Source organism: Pseudomonas sp. B34(2017) (assembly GCF_002112915.1).
GTDB lineage: Bacteria > Pseudomonadota > Gammaproteobacteria > Pseudomonadales > Pseudomonadaceae > Aquipseudomonas > Aquipseudomonas pharyngis.
In genome coordinates this window covers 879,985-906,763 of sequence record NZ_NEJA01000001.1, presented here as the reverse complement: position 1 = coordinate 906,763, position 26,779 = coordinate 879,985, and the positions used below count along the sequence as shown (strand labels likewise).

General features: G+C 60.3%; 21 protein-coding genes and 1 pseudogene. 11 read left to right on the top strand and 11 right to left on the bottom strand.

Translation table 11 applies throughout. The features are described 5' to 3' along the window. Window position 1 precedes the first annotated feature (1 nt). The 3 genes from CAF80_RS04345 to CAF80_RS04335 all read left to right on the top strand — a co-directional run bounded on the left by CAF80_RS04345 (window position 2) and on the right by CAF80_RS04335 (window position 4,088). Window positions 2-568, top strand: a complete 567-nt coding sequence (locus tag CAF80_RS04345) for an RNA polymerase sigma factor (protein ID WP_085666879.1) — start codon at window positions 2-4, stop codon at window positions 566-568. Next, entirely contained in the window at window positions 565-1,554 is a 990-nt protein-coding gene (locus tag CAF80_RS04340; RefSeq protein WP_085666878.1) for a FecR family protein, read from the top strand. Before CAF80_RS04345 ends, CAF80_RS04340 begins: the two co-directional genes overlap by 4 nt. Window positions 1,555-1,658: 104 nt before the next feature. Then, on the top strand, window positions 1,659-4,088 hold the full coding sequence (locus CAF80_RS04335; protein WP_085666877.1) for a TonB-dependent receptor: 2,430 nt from the start codon (window positions 1,659-1,661) through the stop codon (window positions 4,086-4,088). On the opposite strand, the gene CAF80_RS04330 is transcribed toward CAF80_RS04335, so the two are convergent. Next, entirely contained in the window at window positions 4,089-4,964 is an 876-nt protein-coding gene (locus CAF80_RS04330; RefSeq protein WP_039769408.1) for a helix-turn-helix domain-containing protein, read from the bottom strand. A gap of 139 nt (window positions 4,965-5,103) precedes the next feature. Here CAF80_RS04330 and CAF80_RS04325 point away from each other — a divergent pair, with 139 nt between their 5' ends. Continuing rightward, complete coding sequence (locus CAF80_RS04325; RefSeq protein ID WP_085666876.1) at window positions 5,104-6,006, top strand: DMT family transporter; 903 nt, start codon at window positions 5,104-5,106, stop codon at window positions 6,004-6,006. A 28-nt stretch (window positions 6,007-6,034) separates the two neighbouring features. On the opposite strand, the gene CAF80_RS04320 is transcribed toward CAF80_RS04325, so the two are convergent. From CAF80_RS04320 to CAF80_RS04305, 4 genes are all read right to left on the bottom strand, one after another. Next, window positions 6,035-6,544 carry a DUF2165 family protein gene (locus CAF80_RS04320; RefSeq protein ID WP_039769411.1) on the bottom strand — a complete coding sequence of 170 codons (510 nt, stop codon included), beginning with the start codon at window positions 6,542-6,544 and terminating at the stop codon, window positions 6,035-6,037. 151 nt (window positions 6,545-6,695) lie between these two features. After that, window positions 6,696-7,670 carry a D-glycerate dehydrogenase gene (locus CAF80_RS04315; protein WP_039769412.1) on the bottom strand — a complete coding sequence of 325 codons (975 nt, stop codon included), beginning with the start codon at window positions 7,668-7,670 and terminating at the stop codon, window positions 6,696-6,698. Window positions 7,671-8,284: 614 nt separating this feature from the next. Further along, window positions 8,285-8,659, bottom strand: coding sequence for a DUF6124 family protein (locus CAF80_RS04310; protein WP_039769418.1), 375 nt, complete (start codon window positions 8,657-8,659; stop codon window positions 8,285-8,287). A 317-nt stretch (window positions 8,660-8,976) separates the two neighbouring features. Then, complete coding sequence (locus tag CAF80_RS04305) at window positions 8,977-9,945, bottom strand: LysR family transcriptional regulator (protein ID WP_039769420.1); 969 nt, start codon at window positions 9,943-9,945, stop codon at window positions 8,977-8,979. A 182-nt stretch (window positions 9,946-10,127) separates the two neighbouring features. Here CAF80_RS04305 and CAF80_RS04300 point away from each other — a divergent pair, with 182 nt between their 5' ends. From CAF80_RS04300 to CAF80_RS04280, 5 genes are all read left to right on the top strand, one after another. Continuing rightward, window positions 10,128-11,639: an efflux transporter outer membrane subunit gene (locus CAF80_RS04300; RefSeq protein ID WP_085666875.1), complete on the top strand. Its 1,512-nt coding sequence runs from the start codon at window positions 10,128-10,130 to the stop codon at window positions 11,637-11,639. Between the two features lie 10 nt (window positions 11,640-11,649). After that, on the top strand, window positions 11,650-13,842 hold the full coding sequence (locus tag CAF80_RS04295; RefSeq protein ID WP_085666874.1) for an FUSC family protein: 2,193 nt from the start codon (window positions 11,650-11,652) through the stop codon (window positions 13,840-13,842). Further along, entirely contained in the window at window positions 13,832-14,032 is a 201-nt protein-coding gene (locus tag CAF80_RS04290) for a DUF1656 domain-containing protein (RefSeq protein ID WP_003221811.1), read from the top strand. Before CAF80_RS04295 ends, CAF80_RS04290 begins: the two co-directional genes overlap by 11 nt. A gap of 10 nt (window positions 14,033-14,042) precedes the next feature. Further along, window positions 14,043-14,900 (top strand): HlyD family secretion protein, encoded by an 858-nt coding sequence (locus CAF80_RS04285; RefSeq protein ID WP_085666873.1) that lies wholly within the window; start codon window positions 14,043-14,045, stop codon window positions 14,898-14,900. A gap of 251 nt (window positions 14,901-15,151) precedes the next feature. Then, window positions 15,152-15,889, top strand: coding sequence for a hypothetical protein (locus CAF80_RS04280; RefSeq protein ID WP_039769433.1), 738 nt, complete (start codon window positions 15,152-15,154; stop codon window positions 15,887-15,889). A 62-nt stretch (window positions 15,890-15,951) separates the two neighbouring features. Here the strand turns inward: CAF80_RS04280 and CAF80_RS04275 are convergent, their stop codons facing one another. Then, a complete protein-coding gene (locus CAF80_RS04275; protein WP_085666872.1) occupies window positions 15,952-16,776 on the bottom strand; it encodes an SDR family oxidoreductase in 825 nt (274 codons plus the stop codon). A gap of 35 nt (window positions 16,777-16,811) precedes the next feature. Next, window positions 16,812-17,276 (bottom strand): hypothetical protein, encoded by a 465-nt coding sequence (locus CAF80_RS04270; RefSeq protein ID WP_039769436.1) that lies wholly within the window; start codon window positions 17,274-17,276, stop codon window positions 16,812-16,814. 183 nt (window positions 17,277-17,459) lie between these two features. On the opposite strand from CAF80_RS04270, the gene CAF80_RS04265 reads away from it, so the two are divergent. Continuing rightward, window positions 17,460-20,279, top strand: a complete 2,820-nt coding sequence (locus CAF80_RS04265) for an RHS repeat-associated core domain-containing protein (RefSeq protein WP_085666871.1) — start codon at window positions 17,460-17,462, stop codon at window positions 20,277-20,279. 73 nt (window positions 20,280-20,352) lie between these two features. Here the strand turns inward: CAF80_RS04265 and CAF80_RS04260 are convergent. After that, window positions 20,353-20,496: pseudogene (locus tag CAF80_RS04260) on the bottom strand (hypothetical protein); the annotation flags it as partial. A 113-nt stretch (window positions 20,497-20,609) separates the two neighbouring features. Here CAF80_RS04260 and CAF80_RS04255 point away from each other — a divergent pair. Next, a complete protein-coding gene (locus CAF80_RS04255) occupies window positions 20,610-23,300 on the top strand; it encodes an RHS repeat domain-containing protein (RefSeq protein ID WP_085666870.1) in 2,691 nt (896 codons plus the stop codon). Between the two features lie 72 nt (window positions 23,301-23,372). On the opposite strand, the gene CAF80_RS04250 is transcribed toward CAF80_RS04255, so the two are convergent. The 3 genes from CAF80_RS04250 to CAF80_RS04240 form a co-directional block, all read right to left on the bottom strand. Next, window positions 23,373-24,824 (bottom strand): mannose-1-phosphate guanylyltransferase/mannose-6-phosphate isomerase, encoded by a 1,452-nt coding sequence (locus CAF80_RS04250; RefSeq protein ID WP_039769441.1) that lies wholly within the window; start codon window positions 24,822-24,824, stop codon window positions 23,373-23,375. A gap of 102 nt (window positions 24,825-24,926) precedes the next feature. Beyond that, a complete protein-coding gene (locus tag CAF80_RS04245; RefSeq protein WP_039769442.1) occupies window positions 24,927-25,583 on the bottom strand; it encodes an alginate O-acetyltransferase AlgF in 657 nt (218 codons plus the stop codon). Window positions 25,584-25,597: 14 nt separating this feature from the next. Then, complete coding sequence (locus CAF80_RS04240; protein WP_074691166.1) at window positions 25,598-26,770, bottom strand: alginate O-acetyltransferase; 1,173 nt, start codon at window positions 26,768-26,770, stop codon at window positions 25,598-25,600. Window positions 26,771-26,779 lie beyond the last annotated feature (9 nt).

The following is a 26,779-nucleotide window of genomic DNA, read 5'->3' as shown; positions in this document are numbered from 1 at the left end:
CATGCTGATCGGCCATCCTCCCGAACACCGCGACGACGAACCCCACGGCGCCCGTGCGCATTTTCTTCAGGTGTTCCTGTCCCAGCGTTCGCAGATGGAAGCGCTGGTGAGCCGGCGCGTCGGTTGCCGGGCGACGGCAGCGGATCTGGTGCAGGATCTGTTTCTGCGTTTCTGGCGTCGGCCGCTGGTGCAGGTCGAAGAGCTCAGCACTTATCTGTTGCGCTGCGCCGGCAATATCGCCATCGATCATTTGCGCAGCGAAGGCGCGCGGGTGCGGGTCAACGAAGGCTGGCAACCGGATGAGCCGGACAGCAGCGCCAGCGAACCGCAGGCGGCGCTCGAAGCGGGCAACGATTTGCGCCATGTCGAAGCGGCGTTGCGCGCGCTGCCCGAGCGCACGCGGCAGATTTTTTTGCTCAATCGCATCCATGGCCGCAAGTACGCCGAGATCGCCAAGGCCATGGGCCTGTCCCAAAGCGCTGTGGAAAAACATATGATGCGCGCCCTCGAGGCCTGCAAGGCCAGCCTGCGGGAAACCGCGCCACGCCTGCCAGGGAAAGCACCGTGAATCACACCGAACGCGTCATCCCGACGCCCGCTCAGGAACAGGCCGCTTTCGCCTGGCTGAGCCTGCTGCATGACCGCCCGAGCACCGGTGATCAACTGACGTTCAGTCAATGGCTGCACGCTGACCCGGCCCACGCCGAGGCCTATGCCCAGGCGCAAGTGGTGTGGGAATTGAGCGAAGGGCCGGCGCGCACTCTGGCCGATGAAGACGCGCTGGCGTTGCAGGGGTTGCTCGATGCGATGGACCGGCCGCGTCGTCCGCAGGTCCGGCGTTGGGCCGGCGCGCTGGCGATGGCGGCCTGTCTGCTGCTGATGATCAGCCTCGGCAGCGGTTGGCAGCCGCAGCGCTGGATCGATGATCTGGGCGCTGATTACGTGTCGGCACCGGGCGAGATCCGCACCGTGACCCTGGCCGATCAATCACAGGTGACGCTGGACGCCGACAGCGCCATCGCCGTGGATTTCAGTCACGGCGAGCGGCATGTGCAATTGCGCCGAGGGGCCGGATTCTTCAGCGTGACTCACACGGGTGATCCCTTTGTGGTCGAGGCCGAGAAAGGCCAGGCGCGAGTGTTGGGCACGCAGTTCGAAGTGCGCCTGCAACCTCATGGCGCACAAGTCACTGTGCTTTCAGGGCGCGTCGGCGTGACGGCGGCGCGTGATGCCGAGCAGCAGATTCTCACCGCCGGCCAGCAAGTGGCGTACGGCGCCGGCACTGCAGAAAAACTCCACGCGGTGGACAGCGAAGCTCAACTGGCCTGGCGCCAGGGTTGGCTGACTTACTACAAGTCGACACTGGCCGATGTGGTGCAGGATCTGCGGCGTTATTACTCCGGACGGATCGTGTTGCTCAACGACGAACTGGGTGCGCGCAAGGTCAGCGGCAGCTTTCCGAGCAAGGATCCGCAAGCGGTGCTGAACTCGCTGCAAGGGGTGTTGGGATTCGAGCAGCATCAGGTGTTGGGCAAGCTGATCATCCTGCGCTGAAAATATTTTCAACTTTGTGGTGAGGTAAACCCGGACGCCATCCGTGTAGTGACTGAAACTGCGAGTCATTCGCATCCGTTGCGGTTCTACACAGGTCATGAGCAATGAAGTCCAGGGCAAAATCGGGTTCGGTCAAACAGTGGTTGGGCGTTTCGGCCTTGAGTTTTTCGGCATTGGCCCTGTTGCCGGTGAGCGTGGCGCTGGCCGCTGAATCCGTCAGCAGTCAGCCACAAAAGCAATTCAGTTTTTCCCTGGCCGCCAAGCCGTTGCCTCAGGCCCTGAGCGACTTCAGCCGCGTCACCGGGCAGAGCGTGGTTTACACCGATGAAGCCCCGTATGGCCTCACCGCTCCAGCGATCAACGGCCAGATGAGTGCCGAACAGGCGCTGCAACGTCTGCTCACCGGCTCCGGCCTGACCTTCCGCCGCACCGACAGCCATACCCTGGCGCTCGAACCGCAACCGACCGCAGGCGCGTTGAACCTCGGCGCGACGAACATCACCTCGGTCATCGATCAACCGATGAGTTACCAGCCACCGGAAACCAGTTCGGTGATGCGCTCTTCCGCTTCGCTTCAGGAAATCCCCCAGACGGTCAACGTGATTGCGGCCCAGGTCATTCGTGATCAGGCACCGCGCAATCTCGATGATGCACTGGCCAACGTCAGCGGCATCACCCAGGGCAACACCTTGGGCAGCACCCAGGATTCGGTGATGACCCGCGGTTTCGGCGACAACCGCAACGGCTCGATCATGCGCGACGGCATGCCGCTGGTGCAGGGCCGTGGCATGAACGCCACCGTGGATCGCGTCGAAGTGCTCAAGGGCCCGGCCTCGCTGCTCTACGGGATTCAGGACCCGGGCGGCGTGGTCAACATGGTCAGCAAGAAGCCTGAACTGACCCAGTACAACGCGCTGACCCTGCGTGGCTCGACCTACGGCGACGGCAAGAATGGCAGCGGCGGCTCGTTCGACAGCACCGGTGCGCTGGGGGATTCCGGCCTCGCGTATCGCATGGTGCTGGACCACGAAGACGAGGATTACTGGCGCAATTTCGGCACCCACCGTGAAACCCTGATCGCGCCGTCGCTGGCCTGGTATGGCGAGCGCACCAAGTTGCTGTTCGCTTATGAGCACCGCGAATTCCTGACCCCGTTCGATCGTGGAACCCTGATCGATCCGCGCACCAACCATCCGCTGGACATCTCGCGCAACGAGCGTCTCGACGAGAAATTCAACGACATGGAAGGCCGCTCGGACCTCTATCACTTCGAGGCCGACCACGAACTCAACGACGACTGGAAAGCCCATTTCGGCTACAGCTGGAACCGCGAAACCTACGACGCCAGCCAAGTCCGCGTAACCGCGATCGACACCAAAAAAGGCACCCTGACCCGCAGCATGGACGGCACGCACGGCGCGATCAGCACCGACCGCTTCACCACCGCCAGCCTCGAAGGCAAGGTCAACGTGCTGGGCATGCAGCATGACCTGGTGTTCGGCGTCGACGACGAGTACCGCAAGATCTACCGCGCCGACCTGATCCGCCAGAAAAGCCTGAGCACCTTCAGTTACGTCAATCCGGTGTACGGTCGTGAGGTCGAAGGCACCACCGTCAGCCCGGCGGACAGTGCGCAGACCGACGAACTGCGCAGCGATTCGGTGTTCCTGCAGGACTCGATCCACCTCAACGACCAGTGGATTCTGGTGGCCGGCGGGCGTTTCCAGGAATACGACCAGTACGCCGGCAAAGGCGTGCCGTTCAAGGCCAACACCGACAGCAACGGCCAGAAGTGGGTGCCGCGCGCAGGTCTGGTGTATCGCTACACCGACGCATTGTCGTTCTACGGCAGCTACACCGAATCGTTCAAACCCAACTCGACCATCGCGCCGCTCAGTGGCAGCAGCACCGTGCTCGACGGCAGCATCGCGCCGGAAGAAGCCAAGTCCTGGGAGTTGGGCGCACGTCTCGACATACCGGGTCGCATCACCGGCAACATCGCCCTGTTCGACATCAAGAAACGCAACGTGCTGGTGGCCAATTCCGAAGGGCCGACGACGATTTACAGCGCCGCCGGCGAAGTGCGTTCCCGGGGCCTGGAAGTAGACCTGACCGGTCAGCTCAGCGACCGCTGGAGCATGATCGGCAGCTACGCCTATACCGACGCCGAGGTTACGGAAGATCCGGACTACAAAGGCAACAGGCTGCAGAACGTGGCGAAAAATACCGGCTCGCTGTCGGCGGTCTACGACTTCGGCAGCGTGATCGGTGGTGATCAACTTCGGGTCGGCGCCGGCGCGCGCTATGTCGGTGAACGAGCGGGTAACGCGGTCAACGATTTCGATCTGCCGAGCTACACCGTGGCCGATGCGTTCGCCACTTACGACACCAGGGTTGAGGGGCAGAAGGTCAAGTTTCAACTCAACGTGAAGAACCTGTTCGACCGCACTTACTACACCTCGGCGGCGAGCCGCTTCTTCGTGTCGATGGGCGACTCGCGGCAGATTTCGTTGTCGAGCACGCTGGAGTTCTGATCAGCGCAAAAACGCCTGGCGATACTCGCCGGGCGTTCCACCCAGCACCTGGCGAAAGCGGTTGGTGAAGTGGCTGGCACTGGCAAATCCGCACGCCAGGGCAATCTCTCCCAGCGGCAACGCCGTGCCCCGCAACAACTCCCGCGCCCGACTCAAACGCCGCGCCAGCACATACTGATGTGGCGGCAGTCCGAAGCTCACCCGGAACATCCGCGCGAAGTGGTATTCCGACAACGCACACAACCCCGCCAGTTGCCCGAGGCTGATCGGCTCGGCCAGTTGGCTGTCGATGAACTCCACCAGTTGCCGACGTTGATGCGACGCCAGCCCGCCCTTGAGACGCAAGCCGTGGCGTACGCCGACCTGGCTCAACAAGGTTTGGCTGATCAGTTCGTGGGCCAGGCTGCTGGTCAGCAGACGCTCGCCAGGCTCGTTCCAATTGAGAGTGAGTAACTGGCGAAACCGTCGGGCCTGTTGCGGATCTTCCAGAAAAGTCTGTTCGCGCAGCTGCATTTCCCGGGGCTCGCGATCCAGCAGCGTGACGCAACCCAAGGCAAATTGTTCGGCGCTGAAATACAGGTGGGCCAGGCGAATGTCGCCATTGATCACCCACCCCGACTCGTGGTCGGCTGGCAGGATGCACAACTTGTCCGGACTGCCTTTGTTTCCGGGGGCGCCACGGCGGAACGTGCCGGTGCCGCCAGCGATGTAGCAGGAGAGCGTGTGATGGCTCGGCGCGTCATAGTCGCGGGCGTCGTGGTGGTTGGTCCACAAGGCTGCGGACAGGCCGTCCCCCAGCTCGGCGCTGCGCACAAGGCATGCGTTGGGCGAGCTGTTCAAGGCTTGAAAGACTTGCAGGGTATCGATGGCGGCCATGGTCGGTTCTCTTCAACGCCTTGCATCCTACTCCGTAGATGTTGCGCTGCCAGCCTGCACGCCGACAAAAGCGCAAGTTTATGCAAGCGAGGGGTGAAGGCGCAGGCGGACACTGAAACCCAATCGAGGAGTGTCTGCCATGAACCTGTCGTTGTATTTGTTAACCGTGCTGATCTGGGGCACCACCTGGATTGCCCTTAAATGGCAACTGGGCGTGGTGGCGATTCCGGTGTCGATCGTCTATCGCTTCGGTCTCGCGGCGCTGGTGTTGTTCGCGCTGTTGCTGCTCAGCCGTCGCCTGCAACCGATGAATCGGCGCGGGCATCTGATCTGTGTCGCGCAGGGCTTGTGCCTGTTCTGTGTCAATTTCATGTGCTTCCTGACCGCCAGCCAATGGATTCCCAGCGGTCTGGTGGCTGTGGTGTTTTCTACCGCAACGTTGTGGAACGCGCTGAATGCACGGGTGTTCTTCGGCCAGCGGATCGCGCGCAATGTATTGATGGGCGGGGCGCTGGGGCTAACTGGCCTGGGCCTGTTGTTCTGGCCGGAGCTGGCCGGGCATCACGCCAGTCCGCAAACCTTGCTCGGTCTTGCCCTGACGCTCTGCGGCACGCTGTGTTTCTCGGCGGGCAACATGCTCTCGAGCCTGCAACAGAAGGCCGGCCTCAAGCCGCTGACGACCAATGCCTGGGGCATGGCCTACGGCGCGGCGATGCTCTCGGTGTGGTGTCTGGTCAAAGGCATTCCGTTCGAGATGGAATGGACGTCGCGCTACATCGGCGCGCTGCTGTACCTGGTGATACCGGGTTCGGTGATCGGTTTCACGGCGTACCTGACGCTGGTCGGTCGCATGGGGCCGGAGCGCGCCGCCTATTGCACGGTGCTGTTCCCGGTGGTGGCTTTGAACGTTTCGGCCTTTGCCGAAGGCTATCAATGGACGGCACCCGCATTGGCGGGGCTGGTATTGGTGATGCTGGGGAATGTGCTGGTGTTTCGTAAACCCGCAGTTGCAGTTGTTTCCACGCATGGAAAGTTGGCCTGAGATCGATTTGGCTTTGAGCGCTGTCTATTCAGCGCTCGTTTTTCAATGTTATGAAAATCAGTACAGGCAATATGAAGTCGACAATATGTCGTGCCCAGTCTTTCGCATTCCATACTTGTGAAGTGTCCATGTCGAACCATTCAACACCGATGGTTTGCAGGCAAACGTAATAGGTGAAGATTGCGATCAGCAAGCCAATGATCGAGAACCTTTTTGCCTCGTGAAATACAGCCGCAGATTCATTGACTTTGCGATAGAGATAATAAGTGCCGAGCAGGCAATAGGCGGTGTAGATCGCTTCCGTCGTGATGATGAACCAATAGATCCGATGGTGCATCATGGGCGATTCAATCGCCCTGTAACGTATGTTCTCGTTGATTTGAGTGGTATCCATACTCAGGATGTGTCCGACGTACACATAGTTTGCCGAATAGTCGGTCAGGTTTCCGTACATCACCAATAGTCCAAAAAAACTGATGTAGGCCATCAGGCAGACTTTGCTGTAACGGATTAATTGATCGGTATTGGAAATTCTCAAGGTGGCTATTCTCTGGAGTGTTTATCGTTATATTTGATAAGTCCGGAAATTTTATAGCGCGATAGTTTATTTTGTTGGTGTGTTGATTTTCAAAGTGTGTATTGGCTGTAAGTTGTGCGGGCAAGTACTTTGCAATACTTGCCCGATTTATTTATCCGCGCCAGACCTGCGGGTTCACCAGATCCTGCGGACGCTCGCCGAGCAGGGCGCTACGCAGGTTGGCCAGGGCACGATTGGCCATGGCTTCGCGGGTTTCGTGGGTGGCCGAACCGATGTGCGGCAAGGTCACGGCGTTTTTCATCTGGAACAGCGGTGACTCGGCCAGCGGTTCCTTCTCGTAGACGTCCAGACCGGCACCGCGAATCCGGTTGTTCTGCAATGCCTCGATCAATGCCGGCTCGTTGACCACCGGGCCGCGGGAGATGTTCACCAGAATCGCATCCGGCTTCATCAGCGCCAGTTCGCGATGGCTGATCAGGTGGCGGGTCTTGTCGCTTAGCGGCACCACCAGGCAAACGAAGTCGGCCTCGGCCAGCAGTTGGTCAAGACTGCGGAACTGTGCGCCGAGTTGCTGTTCGAGTTCGGTCTTGCGGCTGTTGCCGCTGTAGAGGATCGGCATGTTGAAGCCGAAGTGGCCGCGACGGGCGACGGCGGCGCCGATGTTGCCCATGCCGACGATGCCCAGGGTCTTGCCGTGCACGTCGCAACCGAACAGCGGTGCGCCGACGCTGGCCTGCCATTGGCCGGCCTTGGTCCAGGCGTCGAGTTCGGCGACGCGGCGGGCGCTGCTCATGATCAGGGCGAAGGCCAGGTCGGCGGTGCTTTCGGTGAGCACGTCCGGGGTGTTGGTAAGCATGATCCCGCGTTCGTTGAAATAGGCGAGGTCGTAGTTGTCGTAGCCGACGGAGACGCTGGAGACCACTTCGAGTCTGGCGGCGGTTTCCAGTTGGGCCTTGCCGAGTTTGCGACCGACGCCGATCAGGCCGTGGGCGTGGGGCAGGGCTTCGTTGAACTGGGCGTTGATGTCGCCGTTTTTCGGGTTGGGGACGATGACGTCGAACTCCTGTTGCAGGCGTTCGATCATGGGCGGGGTGATGCGGCTGAAGGCCAGGACTGTTTTTTTCATTGGCATTTGGCTCGGCTGTTCTGGGTTGCCAAGCAAGCTAACATTCTTCGCCAGGTTTGGCTTGTCCTTGGCGGCCTCTGGGCCGACCAGGTTCTTGGGGTTTTGGGTGAATATCCGTTGCTTCGGGGGTTGCGGCTGGCGGTTTCGCTTTTACAGCGAGTCACTTTGGCAAACGCCCCAAAGTAACCAAAACGCTGGGCCCCGGCGTTCGGCACCTCGCCTAGGCTCGGTGTTCCTTCGCTCCGGGATTCATCCGGGGGCATCGCCTCCGGTTTGCTTCGCTGCACCTCCTCTCGATGTGTTTGGCTTCGCCAAACGGTCGCTGCGCTCCCACCCCCGGATAAATCCCTCCACTCAGCCTTCCGATGGGGCCGGTACGTCAAAAGCCTTACTCGAGCTAACGCTCATCGTTTTGAGTGGTGAGAAGCGAACAGCGAACTCGAGCTAACGCTCATCGTTTTGAGTGGTGAGAAGCGAACAGCGAACTTGAGCTAACGCTCATCGTTTGATCGTTCCCACGCTCTGCGTGGGAATGCAGCCCGGGACGCTCTGCGTCCCATCCGAGCTGCCAGCGAATGCGGTTGTCGCTGGCAGGTCGGTTTGGTCAGAGCGGCTTAGCTGTGTGTGGGATGACGTTGTACTTCGACGTTATCCAGCACGCGGTTCACGGCGAGCTCGGCGAGCATGATGACTTGTTGAATGCCCAGAATCCGGTGTCGCTGTGGTGAGTCGACATAGGCTGCCACGTCACTGGCCATGACGCTGGCCGAGGCCAGGGATTCGCAGGCGTGGGCCAGCAGGCTTTCGTCGTCCATGTCCGGTGAAATCTGGAACATTTCGCTCGGTTTGCGGCCGGGGCATTTTTTCGGGAGAGGGTTCAGGTAGTGGTCGAGCGCGCGTTCGGCGGCGTCGTGGAGTTTGTTTGAATCGGCGGATTCGTAGGGCGAGGTGTCGTTGGTTTCAGGGGGATTCGGAGTAAGTTTTTTCATGGCAAAGATCCTTAAGTCTTGGAGGAGCTGCCATTTTTCGTTTTCCAGGCGAAAGAGGTGGCAGCTGTACGCGGACTGGAAAAACCGGAAAGGATCAAACCCGGCAGACCCGAAGGTCTCCCACGTACAGCTACCATAACGTCGCGAAAAAACGCCGCATTATGTCATGGGCTGTGATCCTGAACTTCGGGTTTTCCAGACCCGGCCGCTGATGCGTCAGCGACCCTCAAAAGCCTATCCACCTCGTTTCCGAGGGACAACCGACGCGACTTGTCGGAAACGTCCCCCCAAATCACCCCGTCTGTAGGACGGTAAACTCAGTTCGCGAGCCTGGCTCCACCCAGACTCCCACTCATCTCATAAGCCGCCAACTCCGCCTGATGCCCCGCCAATATCTCCGGCAGCGAACCACGCAGGTATTCAACCCAGGTCTTGATCTTCGCATCCAGGTACTGCCGTGACGGGTAGATCGCATACAGGTTCAGTTCCTGCGAGCGGTAGTTCGGCATTACCCGCACCAGTGAGCCGTTGCGCAAGCCTTCAATCGCCGCGTACACCGGCAATACGCCGACACCCATCCCACTGGTGATCGCGCTTTTCATCGCGTCGGCGGAGTTCACCAGGAAGGGCGAGCTGTTGATAGTGACAACTTCCTGACCGTCAGGACCATCGAAGGCCCATTTTTCCAGGGGGATCACCGGGCTCACCAGGCGCAGGCAGGCGTGGTTCAGCAGGTCGCTGGGTTTTTGTGCGCAGCCGTTGGCTTTCACGTAGGCCGGCGAGGCGCAGACGATGCTGTAGGTGATGCCCAGGCGTTGCGAAACGAAACCCGAGTCCGGCAGTTCGCGGGCCAGGACGATGGACACGTCGTAGCCTTCGTCGAGCAGGTCCGGCACGCGGTTGGCCATGGTCAGGTCGAAGGTCACGTCCGGGTGGGTCTTGCGGTAGCGGGCGATGGCGTCGATCACGAAGTGCTGGCCGATGCCGGTCATGGTGTGCACTTTCAATTGTCCGGCCGGGCGGGCGTGGGCCTCGCTGGCTTCGGCTTCGGCCTCTTCGACGTAGGCGAGGATCTGCTCGCAACGCAGCAGATAGCGCTTGCCGGCTTCGGTGAGCGCGATGCGGCGGGTCGTGCGATTGAGCAGGCGGGTTTGCAGGTGGGCCTCAAGGTTGGAGACCGCGCGCGATACGTTGGCGGTGGTGGTGTCGAGCTGCACGGCGGCGGCGGTGAAGCTGCCGGCTTCGGCCACACAACTGAAGGCGCGCATGTTTTGCAAAGTGTCCATGGGGTGCTCTCAAGGGAGATGGCAAATTGTGACACGAAGTTTCAGGGTCTGAGACCCCCGACCAAGGGATTATCTCGTTAACGGTAACAAAGATTCACAGGATTCCCAGCTTATCGCCGTAATGGCGCCCCCCTAGAATTGCGCCCACCTCGAAACATCTCCCACCTCAGGAATTCGCAGCAGTGCCGCGTCGCATCAACAGAGCGCTTTTGCCGCTCAGTGTTCTGGCTCTTTCGTTAGGTCTCGGCGGCTGCATTGGAACCGGAGGAATTGCCCCGCAGGGCAAGGCTCTGGAGGCTAATGAACTGGCCACCGACGAGGCCATCGCCCACGCCGCCCGTGACGCAAACTGGCCCACCGCCCAATGGTGGCAAGCCTACGGTGACCCGCAACTCAACCATTGGATCGACCTTGCCGTGCAAGGCAGCCCGACTATGGCGATGGCCGCCGCGCGCGTGCGTCAGGCCCGGTCCGTGGCCGGTGTCGCCGAAGCCGCCGAGTCGTTACAGATCAATGGCGAGTCGACCCTCAAGCGCCACAACTGGCCGACCGACCCGTTCTACGGCCCCGGTGAGCTGGCCAACAGCACCACCTGGGACAACAACGCCGCGCTGGGTTTCAGTTACGCCCTCGACCTCTGGGGGCGTGAAAGCAACAGCACCGAGCGTGCGGTCGATCTGGCGCACATGAGCGCGGCCGAGGCGCGTCAGGCGCAACTCGAATTGCAGAACAACATCGTGCGCGCCTATATCGAGCTGTCGCTGCATTACGCCCAGCGCGATATCGTGGCGGCGACGCTCAAGCAGCAACAGCAGATTCTCGAACTGGCACAGAAACGCCTGGACGGCGGGATCGGCACCCACTTCGAAGTCAGCCAGGCCGAAACCCCGCTGCCGGAAACCCATCGGCAACTGGATGCGCTGGACGAAGAAATCGCCCTGAGCCGCAACCAGATCGCTGCACTGGCCGGCAAGGGGCCGGGCGCCGGCGCGCAATTGCAGCGGCCGACCCTGTCCCTTGGCACAGCGCTCAAACTGCCGTCGGCACTGCCCGCCGAACTGCTCGGCCAGCGTCCGGACGTGGTCGCCAGTCGCTGGCAAGTGGCGGCGCAGGCGCGCGGGATCGATGTGGCGCATGCCGGGTTTTACCCTAACGTCGATCTGGTCGGCAGCCTCGGCTACATGGCCACCGGCGGCGGGGCGCTGGAGTTCCTGACCGGCAAGAAACTCAACTACAACGTCGGGCCGGCGATCTCGCTGCCGATCTTTGACGGCGGACGACTGCGTGCGGAGCTTGGCGAAGCGTCGGCGGGTTACGACATCGCCGTCGCGCATTACAACCAGACCCTGGTCAATGCGCTGAAGAACATCTCGGACCAGTTGATCCGCCGCGAGTCGATGGACAAGCAGCAGACATTCGCCGCCGAATCCGTGGCCACGGCGCAGAAGACCTACGACATCGCGATGATCGCCTACCAGCGCGGGCTCACCGATTACCTCAACGTGCTCAATGCGCAGACCTTGCTGTTCAAACAGCAGCAGGTGCAGCAGCAGGTGCAGGCAGCGCGGTTGAGTGCCCATGCGGAACTGGTGACGGCATTGGGTGGTGGACTTGGTGCGGGTAAAGACGTGCCGACTGCCGCACAGACCGCCGCCCCGAAAACCCCGGCCCTTCTTCAAGCCCTCGACCACTGAGCAAGCCTTAATGACTCCCTTGCCCGCACCTTTGCGCTGGCTCTACTCCCTGGAATGGCGCCGGGGTTTCTTCGACTGGGCGCGCAGCGACGGCGTGACCTGGGTCTACATCTTCAAGGTGTTGATCGCCGCATTCCTGACCCTGTGGCTGGCGATGCGTCTGGAACTGCCGCAGCCGCGCACGGCGATGATCACCGTGTTCATCGTCATGCAGCCGCAGAGCGGTCAGGTGTTCGCCAAGAGTTTCTACCGTTTTCTCGGCACCCTGGCCGGGTCGGCGATGATGGTCACGCTGATTTCACTGTTCGCCCAGAACACTGAACTGTTCCTCGGTTCACTGGCGATCTGGGTCGGCATCTGCTCGGCCGGCGCCGCCCGTTGCCGCAACTTTCGCGCCTACGGTTTTGTGCTGGCCGGATACACCGCCGCGATGGTCGGTCTGCCGGCGCTGGCTCATCCTGACGGTGCGTTCATGGCGGCGGTGTGGCGGGTGCTGGAAATCTCGCTGGGTATTCTCTGTTCGACCCTGGTCAGTGCCGCGTTCCTGCCGCAAACCGCCAGCGCCGCGATGCGCAACGCCTTGTATCAGCGCTTCGGTGTGTTCGCGTTGTTCGTCACCGATGGCCTGCGCGGGCGCAGCAAACCGGAGTCGTTCGAGGCCAGCAACGTACGCTTCATCGCCGAAGCGGTAGGGCTGGAAGGGCTGCGCAGCGTGACCGTGTTCGAAGACCCGCACATGCGTCGACGCAACGGCCGGCTCAGTCGCCTGAACAGCGAGTTCATGGGCATCACCACCCGTTTCAACGCCTTGCACCAGTTGCTCGAACGCCTGCGCAACAACGGTGCCGATCATGTGGAAGCGGCGATCAAACCGGGCCTGCAGGACTTGGCCGAAGTGCTCGACGGCTTCAGTGGCCGCGCCCTGACCAGCCCGGATGCGGCGCGTCTGGTGCTGGCGCTGGCGGCGTACAAGGAAGGCTTGCCGGCGCGGGTGCGCAGTCTGCGGGCGATCTTCCAGGAGAGTGAACCGAGCGACGCCGAGCAGCTGGATTTCCACACCGCATACGAGCTGCTCTATCGCTTCGTCGATGACTTGCACAGTTATGCACAGACCCACGCGTCTCTGGCCGATCACAGCCACGAACGCGAGCGCTGGGATGAGCCGTTCACCCCGCAAACCAGTTGGTGGGCTGCAGCGGCTTCGGGGATTCGTGCGTCATTCATTCTGATCGTGCTTGGCAGTTACTGGGTCGCCACTGCGTGGCCGAGCGGCGCGACCATGACCCTGATCGCCGCGGCCACCGTGGGCCTGTCCGCCGCCACGCCGAACCCGAAACGCATGGCATTTCAGATGGCGTGCGGTACTTTTCTTGGGGCGCTGATCGGCTTCGTTGAGATGTTTTTCATCTTCCCGTGGATCGACGGTTTCCCACTGTTGTGCGTGATGCTCGCGCCGGTGATCGTGCTCGGCTCGTTCCTCGCATCGCGGCCGCAATATGCCGGTGTTGGCCTCGGTCTGCTGATTTTTTTCAGCACCGGTTCGGTGCCGGACAACCTGACGATCTACAACCCCTACACCTTCATCAACGACTACATCGCCATGGTCATGGGCATGCTGGTTTGCGCGGCGGCAGGTGCGATCATTCTGCCGCCGAACAGCCGCTGGTTGTGGCAGCGCCTGGAGCAGGATCTGCGCGGGCAAGTGGTGTACGCGATCAGCGGCAAGCTCAAGGGCCTGGCGTCGAGTTTCGAAAGCCGTACCCGCGACCTGATGCATCAGGCTTATGGCCTGGCGGCCGGTCAGCCGCTGGTGCAGAAAAACCTGCTGCGCTGGATGTTCGTGGTGCTGGAAGTCGGCCACGCGATCATCGAGTTGCGCAAGGAACAGGCGATCCTGCCGGTGCACCCGGCGTATGCCGAATCGCAGCCTTGGCGTCAGGCGATCAGGGTCATGGGGCGTTCGCTGGTGCGGCTGTTCCTGCAACCGAATTCGAGCAATCTGGAACGCGCGCTGGTCGCGGTCGATCACGCGATCAGCCGGGTCGCCGCCACTGACGAGCCGTTCGCACCGCACTTCGATACCTCGGCACTGCGGCGGGTGAAAAGCTATCTGCACTTCATCCGCACCTCGTTGCTCGACCCGCAATCGCCCCTTGCTGCCTACGCCATCGCCAAGCCCGAAGGACTTGCCCATGCCTCGTGAAATCGCCTTCCACGGCGTGTACATGCCGACCATGACCCTGATGTTTTTCGTCGCCGCGGCACTGGCCTGGGCGCTGGACCGGTTTCTGTCGGGGTTCGATCTGTACCGCTTCTTCTGGCACCCGGCGCTATTGCGCCTGAGCCTGTTTACCTGTCTGTTCGGCGCGATGGCGCTGACTGTCTACCGTTGAGAACGTTCTGATGAAAAAGTTTTTCAGCCTGCTCGCGACCCTGCTGGTGCTGGCCCTGGCGCTGTGGATCGGCCGCACGTTGTGGGAGCACTACATGAACACCCCGTGGACCCGCGACGGCCGGGTGCGCGCCGACATCATCAACGTCGCGGCCGACGTCACCGGTGAAGTGGTCGACGTGCCGGTGCACGACAACCAGTTGGTGAAGAAAGGTGATCTGCTGATGCAGATCGACCCCGAGCACTATCGCCTGGCGGTGAAACAGGCGCAGTCGCTGGTCGCTTCGCGCAAGGCCACGTGGGAGATGCGCAAGGTCAACGCCCATCGCCGCGCCGACCTCGACAACCTGGTGATCTCCAAGGAAAACCGCGACGACGCCAGCAACATCGCCGACTCGGCGCTGGCCGATTACCAACAGGCCCAGGCACAACTGGAAGCCGCCGAACTCAACCTCAAGCGCACCGAAGTGCGGGCGGCGGTGGACGGCTACGTGACCAACCTTAACGTCCATCGCGGCGATTACGCCCGCATCGGCGAAGCGAAAATGGCTGTGGTCGACATGAACTCGTTCTGGGTCTACGGCTTCTTCGAAGAAACCAAACTGCCCCACGTGCGCGTCGGCGATAAAGCCGACATGCAGCTGATGAGCGGCGAAGTCCTCAAGGGCCACGTGGAAAGTATTTCCCGCGGCATCTACGACCGCGACAACCCGGAAAGCCGCGAGCTGATCGCCGATGTGAACCCGACGTTCAACTGGGTGCGTCTTGCGCAACGGGTGCCGGTGCGGATTCACATCGATGAAGTGCCGGAGGGTGTTCTGTTGGCGGCGGGGATTACTTGCACGGTAGTTATTGAGGGTTTGAACTAAAAGCAAGCATGTCGCGAGAGATAAGTGCTTTCGCGACTTGTGCTTTTAGTTGTGCTTTTAGTTGTGGTTGTTAGTGGGGTGTTTGAAGTTTTTTTGAATTGTAAGTGCCTGTTGTTTTTCGGTTCCTGACTTTATTCCTGTGTTAGTGTTTTTTCGTCGCCTGGATAAAGGCGCTATCTCATTGATTTTAATATTGCCGATTGCAATCAGGCATTGGCAGCTATTGGCTTTTTAATAGGAAGTTTTAAGTTATGGAACTGATTGATATCAGGATGGATGACTTTGTCAGTCATATAGTCAGCGGGGAAACGGTGACATTGGGCTTTACAATGTTGACCGATGGTACGCCACCCCCCGTTGGCTCGCGTATGCAGTTTCGGGCCTACAACGGCGCAGCGTTTGTGCACGCTTCGATGCCCGCCAGCGGTGCGCAGATGAGCTATTCCGAAGCGTCAAAGTCCGCCACTTTGACCATTACCGAAGATCAACTTGAAGGATGGAATCCAAGGCGCACGCTGACGTTTACAGCACCTGTGAACATGGACCCTTCAGAAGTGTGCGAAATGTTAAGCATTGTTTATTATCAGCCCCGGTATGAGGCAGGGAACTTTTCTGTACTCGTTAAGCCGGATGGGGAACAGGCCATTTCGGCCAGGCAGGTATTTACTGCAAAATGGCAGGACATTGTGACCGGCGGCTGGGTTTATAGTTACGACGTTATGGTCCAAGCAAATAATCAATCGTTTGCCCAATGGAAGTTTTCAAGTGCAGGCTTACCGGTGGGAACGAAAATTTACGCCAATCCGTGGCTTGACGTCGTTCATGATGCAAAAGAGGGCATTGTCGAACTGGCCACACCACCGGGAGACAAGTATTTTCTGATCCCGGGCCAGGAAGTCGCCATTTCGATCCAGCTCTTATACCCAGCAGCATCGGGACAATCTCCAGCCTTTGAATCCTTGCCCAATCTGATGGCGTTCCCGCGCTGACGCTACGGGGTAACCAGGTTGTGATGGTTTGAGCCCGCCGCTGGCGAGCTCAAACCTGTGGATCAGAGTTTCCCTTGCAGCCCGAAGCGCTTCATCAACGTCGATTCCAGCAACCCTTTCGGCAGCAACGTCGCCAGCAGCGGCAACGCCCGGCTGCCATTGCCGATGCGGATCAAGCGTGGCAGCTTGCTTTGCTCTACGGCTTTGAGCAATTCAGCTGCAAACTCACTGGCCGGCGTCGGCTTGTCCTGCGACGCCTTGGCCCGCGCGCGAATGCCCTCACGCAATGGAAACCACGGCGATTGCTCGTTGATCAATTGCTCGGCTTCATGCCCGGCGTTTTTGGCAAAACTCGACTGGATCGCCCCCGGCTGAACCTCCATTACGCGTATGCCGAACGGTGCGAGTTCCATGCGCAAGGCATCGCTCAATGCATGCACCGCTGCTTTCGATGCGCAGTAAGCACCGGCAAACGGCGTGACCAAAACCCCTGACACACTGCCGACATTCACCACCAATCCCTTGGCCCGGCGCAGTACCGGGAACAACGCACGGGTCACGCCGACAATCGAAAACACGTTGGTTTCGAACTGGCGCTGCATGGCCGGAACGCCGCCGTCGAGCAGCGGCCCCATGGCGCCGTAACCGGCGTTGTTGATCAGCACGTCGAGGCCGCCATGTTGCTGGTTGATCCGTTCGGCGAGTTGTTCCAGCGCTGCGCTGTCATTGACGTCGAGCTGCACCGCCGTGAACCCGGCCGCACCGAGTGCCGCGACATCTTCAGCCTTGCGCGCACTGGCCCAGACCTCGTAGCCGGCGCTTTTGAAGGCATCGGCAAGGGCGCGGCCGATGCCGCTGGAACAACCGGTAATCAACGCAACGGGCATGGCGCATTCCTTGTGCAAAAGAGTGGGAGAGGGGATCAGTCGGAGAAACTACCCTGCAATCGCTCGGCGCGAAACTCCAGGGTTTGCGGGCGATAACCGGGACGCAACGGCGGCATCGGCAGACAGTCTTCCCAGTTGCCGCCGGGCTGCAATTCGCCGGGGCCGCGATAGCGCGGGGCGGCGTATTGATTGTCGGCCAGATTCACGGTGTCGCCCGGCGCATACGCGGCAATGCGCCAGCGCAGTTCGGTCAGCGGCACGTCGTTACCATTGTTCAGCTTGAGCAGCAGCGGACGGTCGGCGGGGCAGTGTTCGGGGGCATAGACGATGCGCAGTTCCAGACGCGCCAGCTGCTTGACCTCGCGATTGTCCAGCCACACCACCCACATCGCCACCAGCCCCAGGCCCACAGCGGCGGCCATCGACACCGGCAAGGCCTTGGCCGGGTAGCGCAACAGCAGGATCAGCCAGGTGATGACCAGCAAGACGCCGATGAACATGTTCTAACGCTCCTTGAACTTGTGCCTGCCATCCTACCGAAGGGGCGCGGGAATGGACATTCGCGGATTGCGCGCAGGTGCCGTTGGTCGGGACTGTCATTTCCGACAGTAGCCGAAACAGCGCTGAGCTTGCTCTGATGCCAGAGGCAGTAAGAAATGCCGGTCGCGCGGGGAGCGCGCTTCATGAGCTTGCATACCAATACGCCGAGGATGTCTGTGGTCGACCCACGCGGCTTGCCGGTCCGCACGGTCGACTATTGCCGTGTAATCCAGGGTGGACCTGTCGAGCCCCGGATCAACCGAGTGCTTCATGATCCGCAGGGAAACGCGATCAAACAGTGGGATCCACGTCTGTGGGAACTACAAGCCGAAGACCTTCTGACACCGGCCAACCTGACGCAGGTGTTTACTCTGGACTCCACGGTGATTCGTTCGGACAGCGTTGATGCCGGCACGCAAATCGAGTTGAACGGGCTTGCCGGGCAAACAGTGTTCAGTTGGGACAGCCGGCAGACGCGACGCGACATTGAATGCGACTTCATGCAGCGACCAGTCGCAATATTCGAACAAGGCGCAAACGAGCCACGTCGTTGCGTAGAGCGAATGACCTACGGTCATCCCGGCTGTGGGGATCAGTCGCGAAACCAGTACGGTCAGCTGATTCGTCATGACCATCCGGCGGGCAGCGTACTGTTCAAAGGGTTTGCAATCAGCGGCCCCTGCACCGAAGACATCCGCCACTTCACGCTGGAACCGCTGGCAACTGACTGGCCGGAGCGGGAGGAGGATCGTCTGCGGCTGCTGGAACCCGGCGCCGGTGCGACATCGCGGTGGCGCCATGGTGCGCTCGGCGATGTACTGGAGCAGACGGACGCCCGAGACAACCGACATACATTCGCGCTGACCGTCGATGGCCGCTTGCGCGAGCGCCGCTTGCAGTTGAGGGGTGAGGCTGAACAGATCCTGATCAGCGATATTCACTACAACGCTTACGGCAGTATCGAGCAGGAAACCGCTGGCAACGGTGTGCAGACCACCCGCGTATATCGGCCCGAAGACGGTCGCCTGATGGTCCGTCGGGACGAAGACACTCGCGGTGGAGTGCTGCAACACTTGCGTTATGGATACGACAGGACTGGCAATGTCCTGAGTATCGAAGACAAGGCGCTGCCGATCCGTTACTTCGCCAACCAGCGAATCGATCCGGTCAGCCGCTTTGTCTACGACAGCCTTGACCAGTTGATCATGGCGTCGGGCTGGGAAGCCGGAATGGCGAGGCAGGGCCCGCAATCGATAGGGCGCGTCGATCCGGCGGTTGTCAGTAACTATCAGCAGACTTACGAATATGATCCCGCTGGCAACCTGCGCAGGCTGACTCATGCGGGCGCACAAAGTCACGGGCGCAAACTGCAACCGGCGAGTTACAGCAACCGCGCTCTGCCTTATGACGACACACCTCCCGACGACGCTCAAATCGAAGCCGCCTACGACCGCAGAGGCAACCTGTTGCAGCTGGAACCGGGGCGGGTACTGAGCTGGAACCTGCGCAACCAACTGCAATCAGTCAGCCCGGTGGAGCGCACCTTCGGGCTCGCCGACCAAGAGGTCTATCTCTACGCGTCTGGCAGTCAGCGAGTACGCAAGATCCGCTCATTACGAACCAACGCCCGCACCCTGGTTTCCGATGTGCGCTATTTACCTGGACTGGAATTGCGCATCGACAACGGCACCGGCGAACGGGTGCAAGTCATCATTGCCGACAACGCTCGAGTACAGCACTGGGAAAGCCCGCCGCCTTCGGGAATCAACAATCGGTATAGATATCAACATGTCGATCATCTGGGTTCGGTCTGTCTGGAAACCGCCGCTGACGGCGCGATGATCAACCGCGAAAGGTTTCACCCTTTCGGCACCAGCGCCTGGCGGGACGGCGAATTCAGCTGCAAATTCGTCCGTTACTCGGGCAAGGAGCGCGATGCCTCCGGGCTCGACTACTTTGGTCTGCGTTACTACATCCCATGGCTACAACGCTGGTCCAGTGCGGACCCTGCCGGTCATGGCGACGGTGCCAACCTCTACCGAATGGTTCGCAACAATCCACTCACCTTCACCGATGACGAGGGGGCGGTCACGCGTAGAAGGCTGGCCAACGGATTGTGGCAGCCTGTTATCGCGACGGGGGCTGATCGATTGATGACCGGAGCTCTGGAGGTGAAAAGCGGCGCACCTCGGCGCGGAGTGCCCGCAACAGGCAGGTCTGGCAACATCCGAAAGTCGCTGGAGATTGGCGAGCTGGGCAGGATTGAGGTCAGTACCAAACTGCTGGACCCCACTCCCGGACGTTACTCGAACGAAACCGTCGCGCAGTTGAGCCGCCGTAACGGTGGCGCCGAGTTTATTTTCAGTATGGATCGCATGACTTATTCCGGTGCTGGCAGTGGGGAATTCAATGCTTTGCGGATCGTCGATATTCCCAATGGCGAGATCCCTGACCAGAACAACGCGGTATCCGGGTATTGGGCGCCTCAGGGTGGCTATGTCGATATTCCGCTGCATCCGACAGGTACTCAGCCTGACTATGTATTTACCCCCGGTTTCAGCGGTTGCTCACTGACGGTGGATCAACTCAACGACAACGTGCTGCGTGTCCGGCATGTGGAAGGCGGATATGAAAATGCCCAATACAACGATCTCTCCGAAGGCCACGGAATGGGGCAGGCCGCCGCCATGGAATATCAGGATTATGGTTATGCACCGGATGATCAGGGCCGTCAGGAAAACCTCACGACCGGTTTCGCTTTCATGAAGTACGACCGCAAACAGCAGCAATGGAACATCCATTATCAGACCATTCAGGGCTCCAGCGGAATCGAGCGTTACAGCCCTGGCAGCACCGGGTTTTTCAAGAAAACCAATGCATCGGTTTCGGTTTATCCACAGACACGTATCAGGAAAACCATGAGCCGAGCAGTCATTCCGAGTGACAGGCGCAAGACGGGCTGAAAAAAGCCCCCGCCCAACCCGCTGCGGATAGGGGACGCAGCGGGCTGGACGGGGGCTTCTTATTGCAGGTCGATCACTGCGCGATGGGTTTCACCGACACGCCGCGTTCGACCGGGGTGGAGCGACCGTAGATATCTTCGAAGCGCTCGATATCGTCTTCGCCCAGGTATGAGCCCGACTGCACTTCGATGATTTTCAGCGGGATCTTGTCGGGGTTGCGCGCAGGTGCCGTTGGTCGGGACTGTAATTTCCGACAGTAGCCGAACCAGCGCTGAGCTTGCTCAGATGCCCGGAGGCACAACAAATGCCGGTTGCGGGGAAGTACGCTCCATGAGCTTGCACGTCAATACGCCGAGAATGTCTGTGGTCGACCCGCGCGGCTTGCCGGTGCGCACGGTCGACTATTGCCGAGACATCGAGGACGGACCGGTCGAGTCCCGGATCAACCGCACCCTGCATGACGCTGCGGGGCGTGCGGTGAAACAGTGGGACCCGCGACTTTGGCTGTCGCAGGCCGGCGATCCGCTGCCCCCGGCCAACCTGACGCAGGTGTTTACTCTGGACTCCACGGTGATTCGTTCGGACAGCGTTGATGCCGGCACGCAAATCGAGTTGAAGGGGCTCGCCGGGCAAACAGTGTTCAGTTGGGACAGCCGGCAGACGCGACGCGACATTGAATGCGACTTCATGCAGCGACCAGTCGCAATATTCGAACAAGGCGCAAACGAGCCACGTCGTTGCGTAGAGCGAATGACCTACGGTCATCCCGGCTGTGGGGATCCGTCGCGTAACCAATACGGTCAGCTGATTCGTCATGATCATCCGGCCGGCAGCGTGCTGTTCGACGCGTTTGCAATCAGCGGTCCCCGCACCAAGGACATCCGCCACTTCACGCTGGAACCGCTGGCAACTGACTGGCCGGAGCGGGAGGAGGATCGTCAGCGGCTGCTGGAGCCAGGCGTCGGTGCGACCACACAGTGGCGCTATGGTGCGCTGGGTGATGTGCTGGAGCAGACGGATGCCCGAGACAACCGGCATACGTTCGAGCTGACCGTCGATGGCCGTTTGCGTGAACGCCGACTGCAGTTGAAGGACCAGCCCGCGCAGATCCTGGTCAGTGACATCCGCTACAGCGCGGATGGCAGCATCGAGCGCGAAACGGCCGGCAATGGCGTGGTGGCCGCGCTGACGTATCGCCCAGAGGACGGTCGCCTGACGGTCCGCCGGGATAAGGATGCCGCCGGCCGAGTACTGCAGCACTGGATTTACGACTATGACCCGATGGGCAATGTCTTGAGCATCGAGGACAAGGCGCTGCCGATCCGTTATTTCGCCAATCAGCGAATAGAGCCGGTCAGCCGGTTTGTCTATGACAGTCTTTATCAGTTGATCATGGCGTTCGGTTGGGAAGCTGGCAGTGCCAGTCAGGGCCCGCAATCAATGGGACGAGTCGACCCGGCGGCGGTCAGCAACTATCAGCAGACTTATGAATATGATTCCGGCGGCAACTTGCGCAGGCTGACTCATGTCGGCGCACAAAGTCATGGGCGCAAACTGCAACCGGCGTGTTACAGCAACCGCGCTCTGCCTTACGAGCACGCACCTCCCGACGACGCTCAAATCGAAGCCGCCTACGACCGCAGAGGCAACGTGTTGCAGCTGGAGCCGGGGCGGATACTGAGCTGGAACCTGCGCAACCAACTGCAATCGGTCAGCCCGGTGGAGCGTGCCTCCGGGGGCAACGACTGCGAGGTCTATCTCTACGGCGATGTCGGCCTGCGAGTGCGCAAGATCCGCTCATTAAAAACCAACGCACGCACCGTGGTTGCCGAGGTGCGCTATTTGCCCGGGTTGGAGCTGCGTACCGATAACGAGATCGGTGAACGTTTGCAGGTCATCACTGCCGAGGGCGGGCTGAACAATATTCGAGTACTGCATTGGGAGATCCCTCCGCCCACGGGGACCAACGATCGATATCGATATGCGTGCTCGGATCACCTGGGGTCAGTCAGCCTGGAGTCGGACGACCGTGGCGCAATTATCAGTCAGGAAGTATTTCACCCGTTCGGTACTACGGCCTGGCAAAACGGTGAACTCAAATATAAATACGTGCGTTACTCGGGCAAGGAGCACGATGCGACGGGGCTTTACTATTATGGCTTCCGTTATTACATCCCGTGGTTGCAACGCTGGGCCAGCACCGATCCTGCCGGCTATTCGGATGGGCTGAATATTTACCGGATGGTTCGCAACAATCCGCTCACGATGAGAGACGCGCTGGGGCTGCAAGCCGAGACCGGAACCTACGAAGCGGACGTGGGCATTCGAGTGAGATTGGCCTTCAAGCTGCTTTCCTCCCAAGCACATGTGTCCAGGCTTGACCTGGGAGGTGTGGAATACAGCAAGTCTGCTGATTTCAAACTGGTTGAAGTCGGCGAGGGCCCGGATTTTTCAGTGAGCAAGCGCGAGCTCTTGAGTCATCTGAGGATGTACCGGCGCCAGTACCGTGAGATGTACCACGACTCTATGCGGCGAGAACTGCAGAACACAAATGTCAGCGCGGAACAAAATTTTGAATTGGGAAAAGAGATCGCCGAGATCACATCCTCGTCCCTCAAGTATTCAAGCGAACCACGGGTATCGGAGGAAAAAACGGTCACCAAGCACTTCTTCGCACTGATCAATCGCGACGATGTCGAAAAAAAGGGCCAGGATAAAGTGATTTATGGCATCGCTGAGTTGAGTGTCTCGTCAACAAAGGGCGGAGAAAGCACGGTTCATGTGAGCAACGTAATTGCGCACCCACTGACGCAGCCGGGCGTGGATAAGTTCCTGGGTGAATCGGTCGAGACCACCGAGGCCATCCAACCTTTCAAATTGCGTGGTATTGGGACCTACCTGACCGTCAAGTCGTTGGCCAGGATGGTGAGCACGCACAACGTTCAGAAAGTCAGGACGGCCGCGGTCAATCCGCGATCAGCGGCTATCGCCAAAAGACTGGGAGCCAGAAAAGTGGCGTAAAAAAGCCCCCGCCCAACCCGCTGCGGATAGGGGACGCAGCGGGCTGGACGGGGGCTTCTTGTTACGGAACGCTTACTGCGCGATGGTTTTCACCGACACGCCGCGTTCGACCGGGGTGGAGCGACCGTAGATATCTTCGAAGCGCTCGATATCGTCTTCGCCCAGGTATGAGCCCGACTGCACTTCGATGATTTCCAGCGGGATCTTGCCCGGGTTGCGCAGGCGATGCACCGAGGCGATCGGGATGTAGGTCGACTGGTTTTCAGTGAGCAGAAACACGTTCTCGTCGCAGGTCACTTCGGCGGTTCCGCTGACCACGATCCAGTGTTCGGCGCGGTGGTGGTGCATCTGCAGCGACAGGCACGCGCCCGGCTTGACCGAGATGTGCTTGACCTGGAAGCGGCCACCCATGTCCACCGAGTCGTACGAGCCCCACGGACGGTACACCTCGCAGTGGTTCTGGGTTTCGCTGCGGCCCTGGGCGTTGAGGGTGTTGACCATCTGCTTGACGCCTTGGACCTTGTCCTTGTGGGCGATCATCATGGCGTCCTTGGTTTCGACCACGACGATGTTTTCCAGACCGATCACCGACACCAGTTTGCCGTTGCCGTGGATCATGCAGTTCCTGCTGTCCTGGATCACCACGTCGCCCTTGCTGACGTTGCCGTTGGCGTCCTTCTCGTTGACCTCCCACAGCGACGACCAGCAACCGACATCGCTCCAGCCGGCGGTCAGCGGCACCACGCAGGCGCGCTGGGTTTTTTCCATCACGGAATAGTCGATGGAGTTGTCCGGGCAGCAGGCGAAGGTGGCTTCGTCCAGTGTGACGGTATCGGCATCCTGTTGGCTGCGCTCGAGGGTCAGCAGGCAGGTGTCGTAGATGTCCGGATCATGCTTTTTCAGTTCTTCGAGGAAGCGGCTGGCGCGGAACAGGAACATGCCGCTGTTCCAGTAGTAACCGCCGGACTCTACGTACTCGGTGGCGCGTTTGACGTCGGGTTTTTCCACGAAGTGCGAGACGCGGCTGACGCCTTCCGGCAGCAGCGAATCACCGGTGGACTTGATGTAGCCGTAACCGGTTTCCGGTTTGGTGGCCGGCACGCCGAACAGCACCATCTCGCCGTTTTCGGCGGCAACGGTGGCCAGAGCGAGGGCACGTTGCAGGGCTTTCTGGTCTTCCAGAACGTGGTCGGCCGGCAGCACCAGCATCAATTCGTCGCGACCTTCATTGACCAGCATCATCGCGGTCAGGGCCACGGCCGGCGCGGTGTTGCGCCCGAACGGTTCCATCAGGATGCGTTGGCATTCCAGATTGCGGCTGGCCAACTGCTCGTTGACGATGAAGCGGTGATCCTTGTTGCAGACCACGATCGGGGTGTCCATGCCTTCGAACACCAGACGCTCGAGGGTTTGCTGGAACAGTGTGTGTTCGCCGGTCAGGGCGAGGAACTGCTTGGGAAACTGCTTGCGCGAAAGCGGCCAAAGACGTGAGCCGCTACCACCTGACAAGATCACCGGAATCATATTGTTTACTCCTAAAAATGCAGTTGGGAGCTGCAAGCTGCAAGCGGCGAGTTAGAAGCACTTCACTTGCAGCTTGAGGCTTGTAGCTGATAGCTCGAGCGATTAGCGAGTCGACACCGGGCGTTTCACCCAGACTGGCGACAGGTTGCTGCCGTTGCCGGTGACGTACAGCACGGCTGCTTCACCGCGCTCCAGGGCGACTGGTTTGACGTCGCCGACTTTCTTGTCACCTTCGTACAGCGCCAGGCTGACTTTCACCGGGTTGATTTCACGCTCGCCACGGCCCTTGGCGGCCACGTTCGGCACCACGTCGGTCTTGCCGTCGGCGGTCTTCAGGGTCAGCGACTTGTCGCTGAGGTTCTGCACGCGCACCAGGGATTTCTGCTTGTTCTTGAACGGCGGTTCTTCGATCAGTTGCGGCGCGCCGGAAGCGTTGTTGACCAGGGTGTAGTAGTGGTCACCGGCGAGTTTCACCGGCAGGGTCTGGCTGCCGACCTTGGCGCTGTAATCACCGCCCGGCATGAAGCTGAAGTCGCTGCTGGCCAGCGGCGCGACGTCGGCGAGGTTAGTGCTGCCGACGGTGGCGCTGACTTCAGCGTTGCTGGCGTTGTAGACGCGCACGAAGGTCGAGCCTTTCGGTGCAGTCGGGCCGTACAGCGCAGCGTCGCCACCGGCGAAGGCCTGGACCGACAGCACGCTCAGACCCGCAACCAGAGCGAAGCGTTTAGCGAGACGACGAGGAGTTGTAGTGAAAGTCATGGTGTACCTCTCTTTCAGTTTTGCGCCCGATCGGGCGTCTCGGATTTAGTGTTTACAGCTACGTTTTGTTGGCGCGCGCCGGCTTGTTTAAGCTCTGCGACCCACTGCGGGTCGGCGTCGCCGATTTCGTTGTTCACAGGCAGATATCGTTCAGGAAACTCCCAGATCAGCACTTGTGGCGGGCTGTTCTTGAAGTCATCGCTTTTCAGGTAGCTGAGCATCGGCAGGATCGGGCCGTGGCCGTCTTCTGCGTAGTTGACGACGTCGCTGTGCAGGGCTTGCTTGAGCGCACCGACGAAGTTCCAGTTCGGGTTGGCGCTGTAGCTGGTGCCGATCAGCGCGACCGGCACTTCGTTGTTGGCGAACAGGGCGTCGTCCCCGGCAGGTTGCTCGACGGCCACGGTGTTGCGCTTTTGCAGCGGTTCCTTGGCCGGCATCAGGTTTTCGAACAGCGGATCCAGCGGCAGGAACAGACGCAGGTCGCCCTTGTGCGTGACCTTCTCCGCCGGGGTGGTGACGAAGCGCTGCGGCTCGCCACTGAGCGGGAACTTGTCGGCGATGGTCCTGGCCAGGGTGTTGGCGGCGATTTCCGCGCCTTCCGGGGTCCAGTGGGTGTCGGTGCGCAGGAACACTTGCTGACCGTTCTGCTTGGCCGCTTGCAGCGGGCCGAGCAGGTCGGGGGCGAGGATCTTGTCCGCCGCGACACGGGCGTGGAAGTCCTGATAGAGGTTGGCGTGGATGCTCGCCGGTTTCACTTCACCCAGGTGTTCCGGGTACAGGCGAGCCTTGGCCGGCACGATCGCCATCACCAGTTTCACGCCTTTCTCTTTCAGGGTCTGGCGCACGCCTTCGACCAGCGCGTAGTTGCCTTGCAGGTTCAGCTCTTCGTTGACGATCGGGTTGAATTCCTCATCGCTGTACAACCACTGATCGCGACCGAGCACCACGCCCGGACGACCTTCGTTGAACAGTTTGAAATCCAGCGCGGCCCAGAGGTTGGTGCCCAGGCGCTTGATCGGGAATTCGTCGTCGTAGTGGGTTTCCACCGCTTTGGTCCAGCGACCGTTGAGCACCGTCGCATCGGCGTTGGTGCTGAAGCCGAAGAAGCTGCGCACCGACCACAGACCAAGCACCAGCAGGGTCACCAGAAACAGCGCGATGTAGAAGATGCGTAATGAGCGGGTCATGTCAGATCC